The organism is Neobacillus niacini, from assembly GCF_000759675.1.
GTDB classification, from domain to species: domain Bacteria; phylum Bacillota; class Bacilli; order Bacillales; family Cytobacillaceae; genus Neobacillus; species Neobacillus niacini_A.
Window position 1 is genome coordinate 1 of the sequence record NZ_BAWM01000073.1, and the last position, 6899, is coordinate 6899.

Genomic DNA, 6899 nt, shown 5'->3' on the forward strand with positions numbered 1-6899 from the left:
TGTGCGTTAATTGCGCAAGCACGGTTCTGGGAGGGGGGAGAACACAATCTACCGTAAGGTAGAGAGGTTCTCTTCTACTCGACTTGTGAAAAAAGGATTATCTTCTAAACAAAGCGAATTTGTATCTTCATAAGTTTGAAATGGAGGGACTAAAAAATGGATAAAGCAGACTTACTTTTTAACGAATTTAAGGAGTGGTCAGAACATCAAAACGATATAAAAGGCGTTGCAGTTGTTGGCTCATATGCCAGAGGTGACTATAATTCGAAATCTGATGTCGATTTAGTTATTATTTCAACAAATAAAGACTTTACTTTAAGTATTATTAAATCCGACTTTCATTACAGTGGTATTAAGAGTTGTTCACTTGAAGAATGGGGAATTTTGACATCGTTACGAGTTTTCTATGACAATGGATTCGAGGTTGAATATGGAGTTGTTACAGACCAATGGGTTAGTGAGCCATTAGATGAAGGAACAAAAACTGTTGTTAAAAATGGATTTAAGATTGTAACTGAAAAAGAAAATACTTTTAACGGTATAACAAAGTATCTAAATCAATTTTAAACTTTTTTTAAACATAATAATTCGATTCTATGAGATGAAGTTCGTCATTTTCTTATTTATTAACAAGTATGTGAAGTAATGTACTTAATCTAACGGGTGCAAGAGTTAAAGAAGGGACCGTTGCGGCGATCCCTTTTTCTTGTTGTGTTAATGGGCAGTTTAGTTAAAGAAGGAAACGAGTATGAATGTAGAGAAATATTATTTATATTGTTATGAGAGGAAGAAAAGACGAATGCCTACTGATAAAGCAGATGTTTTTACTTTGGCGGGATTTGGAGATTTAGAATCATTTAAGAATAAATTTGTTTTAGAAGAAATCAATAGAAAAAGTGAATTCGGGACAGATTTATTACAATATTCTATTGCTGGTGAAAATTTTGATATATCGTTATTCCTAATAAATAATGGTATCGATGTAAATATGACAGATGAAGATGGTCATACTGCGTTACACTCAATCTGTGAACACCCTAATTTGGATGTAGCAAGAGAAATTCTTAAACGAGGAGGAGATATAAACATTAGAAACAAATATGGTAACAATGAATTATGGACAGCAGTTTTTAACTGTAAAGTAGGTATTACGATTTGGTAGAACTTTTTATGCAGTACAATCCAGATAAAACAACAAAGAATAATGCAGGTAGGTCACCATTAGACTTCGCAAGGCAGGTAGGAAATGATAAATTGATTGAAATGTTAGAGAAATAATTTTATTGCACTCCCATGAAAATAAAAACTGAAAAAGGGCATACAAAAATAGACCCAGAAAAACCAGTTTTAAAAAAAGGCTGAGCCTCTAGAAGGATCGTATATAAGATTGGCTGGTAAATCGAGTTGTGGAACCTTTCTACTAAAAGTGAAATCAGGTAAAGCTGGCGCAACAACCAGAAAAAGGATTAATCTCCCATGAGTGCTACCCCTAAAGGGTGCGACAGTCGGTGGTACACCGTGGTAGTTGGAGTCAGACTAACGGATGGGCTCAATGGCACCATAGTTTAAAGACCTTCGTCGCCAGCATTAAAACAGTATGGACTGCCAGATCCATTTTCATTCTCTGTGGTGCAGCGCTGATTTTGCGCTGCATGGATGGCTAACGGGTGCAAGAGTTGATGATTGGGGTTGCTGCGGCAACCTTTTTTCTTGTTCCACTAACGAAGCAGGTTAGATTGGGAGTTAATAAAACTAAAATATAATCTAATATATTCTCAATCAATAATGTATTTGGTAAAATAAGTAAATAATAGGGGGGCTTTAATGAAAAGTTTTAGTATATGGTCTTTCATATTTGCAGTAATGGGTGTTCTGTTATTTTCATCCTCTTATGTTTTTCCAGAATTGTTTGAACCTCTTATGGCATTTGGATTTGGTTTATTAATCGTTGGCTCTTTATTTTGTTTCGGAGGCTTATTTAGAAGGGAAAAAGGATTTGCAAAGTTTTTAGCAGTTGTTGCATTATTTTTTTTAAGTTTCATTATCGTTTGGAGTGAACCGTTTCAAATTGTAAGGTTACTTACCTGGTTAAAGAATTAGTTTGTGAAAGATTTTACTTAAACTTAAGGGTGCTTTCCTTAAAGATCTGGCTGCTAAAAATGCAGCCTTTTCTTATTCGACTAACGTGGCAGGTTAGCTGTACAAGTTATAAATTTAATGGTTTAAAGTTATAGAGCATTTCTTTGAATGAGAAATGCTTTTTATTTTTGCTTAAAACAAAAACCTACAATAAAAATATTGTTCAAATTAATAAAAATTTATTGAAAAACGATAAAATTTATATTAAAATCAAAATCAGAATAAATATGTGAGGTGCTTTTTATGGGAAAAGTAACAACATTGTTTTTAAAAATATCTGTTATTCTTTTAGGAATCCCAGTTCTTGCTCTGTGCATCTTTTTGGTGCCTGAGATGGCGAATCTTGCAGCAAAATTGCTTCCAGAGTTTGCTTTTATAAAATATCTCGTTTTCATCGCTTTTGATGCATCGGCGATACCTTTTTACTTTGCTTTGTATCAGGCTTTCAAACTCTTACGCTATATTGACAAAAATAAAGCTTTCTCCGATTTATCTGTAAAAGCTTTAAAGAAAATCAAATACTGTGCCATCACAATCAGTATTTTGCATGTGCTAGTTTGGCCGCTCTTCTATATCTTTGCGGAAGTAGACGACGCACCAGGAGTTATCTTTGTTGGATTGGTTGTTCCTTTTGCTTCGATGGTTATCGCAGTCTTTGCGGCTGTTCTCCAAAAACTTTTACAAGAAGCAATTGATATCAAATCAGAAAATGATTTAACGGTTTGAGGTGAATAACAATGGCAATTATAATTAATATTGATGTGATGTTAGCAAAAAGAAAAATGAGCGTAACAGAACTTTCGGAGAAGGTTGGAATAACAATGGCGAACCTTTCTATATTGAAAAATGGAAAGGCAAAAGCGATTCGATTATCCACATTAGAGGCAATTTGTAAGGCTTTAGAATGTCAGCCTGGAGATATTTTAGAATACAAAAGTGACGAAGACAGTTAAACATTGTGGAGAAAACTTATTATAAAAATTATTAGGGGAGGTATAACTATGGACATTAACAATTTGATTATTGAAAATATTGCTAACCCTCATGAGCTGGAGAGAATGTATAGAAAAGACCCGAAAGCTTTTAAAAAGTCATTCTCAACCGCATGGGAACAAAATCTTGATTCTCAGGTTCTTGGTGTTTGGTATGAAAGATTGCATTTCAAGGAGACGGCAATTACAGAAAAATCTTCCTTCCTTCAAAAAGGTTTCTTATTCATGGGCATTTTAGCCATTCTGGCCGGGATAAGCACCAGGATCATTTTCCATTTTGTCGAACAGGAAGCAATTGCTCCAATTAACCTGGCTTTTGGTATAATTCCCTTTATTGCTGCCTATTTTGTTTACAATAATACTCCGAAAAAAAGTGTTATTTATACCCTTGCCGCGTTGTTCCTAATTTCCGGGTTTTATCTTAATATCCTGCCATTAAATTATAAAGACAGTATTATCCTTGCTTATTTACACCTTCCCATATTCTTATGGGTATTGGTGGGGCTTTCATTTACAGGAAATGAATATTCAAAAGGCAGTACAAGATTAGCCTATATTAAATTTAATTTGGAATATTGTATTCTCTACGCCAGCATGGCAGTTAGCGGAATGGTACTAGCGGCATTAACCATGCAGTTATTTAGCTTTGTTGGCTTGGATATAGAAGACTTCTATTTTAGCAATGTCGTTTTATTTGGTGCTGCCGCTCTCGCTATTGTGGCTGCATACCTGGTATCAATGAATCTTAAACTTGCTAAGAATATTACACCATATATAGCTAAAATTTTTAGTCCTCTTGTCCTTGTCACATTGGTGGTCTATCTTATAACGGTTATATGGGTCGGAAAAAATCCATTCTTGGATCGCAATTTCCTGATAGCCTTCAACGGAATACTCCTTGGTGTATTGGCCGTTACCATATTTTCCATTACCGAGAGCGACTCAGACGAGAAGAAGAACATTTCAGATTATATAAATTTTGCCTTAATTGTTCTTGCGCTTATCATTGACAGTGTGGCTTTGTCAGCCATCGTGTTCAGGCTTTCTTCTTATGGGATTACGCCTAATAGACTTGCTGTTTTAGGAGTAAACATACTTATCTGGGCAAATCTAATTTGGATCATGCTCTCCTATATGCGATTTCTACAAAACAAATCCGGACCTTCAACTATCCAAGATGCCGTTACTAAGTATTTGCCGGTCTACGGACTTTGGGCAGCTTTCGTTACATTTACTTTTCCTATAATTTTTAATTAGAAAGGCTCTGTTAATGTAACGAAAAGCTAGTCTTCTATAACGTATAAAACCCTTAGAGCCGATATTATGCAGCTTTTTATACAGAGTTGCATAGTTTTGGCTTTTTTCATTACTAAAGTAAAAAGAGGGTATTCAAATTAGAAGATATAATATATTGTTGCAACTGGATTCTATAAAATATGACCAGTTTCATGTGCCCACCGAAAAAGGACTTCTTGTAACGTATTTGAAAAGCTAAAGTTGCAAGTTTTAAGTTTGAGTTAGATTAAATGTGAAAGATGTACTTACACACGCGGGCAAAAGTTGAAGAATGGGGTTGCTGCGGCGATCCTTTGTGTTATTGTGCTAACGTGGCAGGTTTGTTGAAGAAGGATATTTTCTGTTTTAAGCGAATTATAATTTCAAACAAACCTTACACCAATACAGGTATTGAAAATAACAGGAACATAGGAGGTATGAGATATGAAGATCAATAGAATAGATCATGTGAGTATAAACGTAAATGACCTTTCAGAGGCTAAAGCGTTTTTTCTTGATTTAGGACTTGAAGTGCAAGCCGAATGGGAATTGGATGGAGAACAGTTGGACAGAATAGTTGGGCTTAATGATGTTAAAACGGCATGTGTAGGTTTGGGGATGCCAGATGGTCAGGCATGGATAGAGCTAGTCAAATTTTATACGCCGTCAGATGAAAATGATATTCAGCAACCTTTTGCAAATACGCTGGGTATCCGACATATTTGCTTTGCTGTTGAAGATATTGAAGCTATTGTTGCAAAATTGAAAAAGAAGGGAACGGAAATCTTTAGTGAGATACAGCAATATGAAGAAAGTTATAAGTTATGCTACGTTCGTGGTCCAGAGGGAATTATTTTAGAGTTGGCGGAGAAAATCAGATAAATATTGAATGGGACTTTAAATGATTTAGATCTCCAACGTTAAAGATTTCTTCTTAAACTATCGGGTGCAAGAGTTGCAGATAAAGCTGTCATTTTGGCAGCTTTTCTTATTGCACTAACGAAGCAGGTTGAAGAAGGATTTTATAAAGACTAGTCGAATTTTACTTAATAGTAAAAAATACCATTGGAATCAAAAACTGCTTTCATAAAAAGGAGACGTTAAAATGAAATACTTGTGTTTGGGTTACTTCAACCCAGAGAAAATGGATGCCAGCCCCAAGGCGGAGATCGAAAATGTCCTGAGCGAATGTCAGCCCCACCTAAAGGAACTTTACAAAAGCGGTCAAGTAATTATGGATGTTGGTGTTGACTTGGAAGTAAAATGCTTGAAGAGGATGAACGGGAAAGTTGAGGTTACTGAAGGTCCTTTTGCCAAAACTAATGAGATGATAGGCAGTGTGTTCATCATAGAGGCACTTGACATTAAGGAAGCAATTAGGGTGGCCTCCTTACATCCAACCACACAATTGGAGGCAGGTGAGCAGTTTGACTGGAGGATTGAAATCCGCCCTATCCACTACTACGAGAAGAGAGAATAAATGGTCAAGTTTATTTTTCTTCTAGTATAAGGTGTGAAGCTCAATGGCTATTTGTCGCATTTACCTTATTCAGCTAAAGGGTGCTAGAGTTGAAGTTCAGAGCTGTCATTAAGGCAGCTTTTTCTTCTTGAACTAACGGAGCAGGTTAATTGTGCGAAATGTTTCTAGCTTAAATTGAGAATGGTCACATTACTCAGGTAAAGGCTAGACAGTTCCTGTCGGAACTGAAGGATTATGTCGAAGAATCAAATGATGGGGTAACGCCCTGAAGGGTTCTCTCTTAGTCGAATAGCACTGGGGTTAGTAAGAATGAAAGTGTTATAAGCTCGGCGAAAAGGCGTGAGAATTTACCGTAACAGGTTAAGCTGACGAACTTCCGAATGTACGGGTCTATACCTGCGATACATAGAAATGTGTATATCACCAAATTGTGAGGTTAGATGTGGATGAGTAAGACTAACTAATATGAAAATCCATGATACGTTACAGGCGTATGAATGCTAACAGGCTTAAAGGAAGCACCTAAGTTCATTCTATAATAGATATAATTCAACGTTGTAAGCTGATAACGTGGAGGGCTTACTCCCGAAGAAGCGTTGGCAAGGAAAGCAATAATGACATTAGTTATTGTATAACTTGTCTTTATGTCAGTGAAAGTGGTGGCACAGTACCAATGAAAGGTCTAATCAGCCTGGAGGGATAGCTACTAGACTAATGAAGAATCATTTAATCATGCAAGTCAAATCCTTATCGGTTAATAAGGTTCTTGTGAGACTAATAGAGGTTCACCTCCTACGGGAGGCACCGACTTATTAAAACGAAAGAATTGAGACACGGAAGGGGCTACGATTTCTGAAGTGTTGATGTTTAAATCGAATTGGATTAGTTGGAACGCCGTATGAGGTGAAAGTCTCATGTACGGTGTGAACGGGGGGTGCGACAAGAAGCAACTTCTTCCGCACAAAGTCAGTGTCTCTTCGAGACTATCCTGTTGCATAGGATATTCCCTTCCG

Annotated in this window: 8 protein-coding genes; all 8 read left to right on the forward strand. The window is 36.3% G+C overall.

Going from position 1 to position 6899, the window contains the following annotated elements; all coding sequences use genetic code 11:
• Positions 1-156: 156 nt before the first annotated feature.
• A complete protein-coding gene (locus TR08_RS19510; RefSeq protein ID WP_045521093.1) occupies positions 157-567 on the forward strand; it encodes a nucleotidyltransferase domain-containing protein in 411 nt (136 codons plus the stop codon).
• Between the two features lie 181 nt (positions 568-748).
• Positions 749-1162 carry an ankyrin repeat domain-containing protein gene (locus TR08_RS19515; RefSeq protein ID WP_202964977.1) on the forward strand — a complete coding sequence of 138 codons (414 nt, stop codon included), beginning with the start codon at positions 749-751 and terminating at the stop codon, positions 1160-1162.
• 662 nt (positions 1163-1824) lie between these two features.
• On the forward strand, positions 1825-2100 hold the full coding sequence (locus tag TR08_RS19520; protein ID WP_052427536.1) for a hypothetical protein: 276 nt from the start codon (positions 1825-1827) through the stop codon (positions 2098-2100).
• A 282-nt stretch (positions 2101-2382) separates the two neighbouring features.
• Positions 2383-2865: a DUF2975 domain-containing protein gene (locus TR08_RS19525; RefSeq protein WP_045521095.1), complete on the forward strand. Its 483-nt coding sequence runs from the start codon at positions 2383-2385 to the stop codon at positions 2863-2865.
• 11 nt (positions 2866-2876) lie between these two features.
• Positions 2877-3092 carry a helix-turn-helix domain-containing protein gene (locus tag TR08_RS19530; RefSeq protein WP_017153334.1) on the forward strand — a complete coding sequence of 72 codons (216 nt, stop codon included), beginning with the start codon at positions 2877-2879 and terminating at the stop codon, positions 3090-3092.
• 48 nt (positions 3093-3140) lie between these two features.
• Complete coding sequence (locus tag TR08_RS19535) at positions 3141-4388, forward strand: DUF4153 domain-containing protein (RefSeq protein WP_045521099.1); 1248 nt, start codon at positions 3141-3143, stop codon at positions 4386-4388.
• A 462-nt stretch (positions 4389-4850) separates the two neighbouring features.
• Positions 4851-5288 carry a VOC family protein gene (locus tag TR08_RS19540; protein WP_045521100.1) on the forward strand — a complete coding sequence of 146 codons (438 nt, stop codon included), beginning with the start codon at positions 4851-4853 and terminating at the stop codon, positions 5286-5288.
• A gap of 223 nt (positions 5289-5511) precedes the next feature.
• Complete coding sequence (locus TR08_RS19545; protein WP_045521101.1) at positions 5512-5886, forward strand: YciI family protein; 375 nt, start codon at positions 5512-5514, stop codon at positions 5884-5886.
• Positions 5887-6899: the final 1013 nt, after the last annotated feature.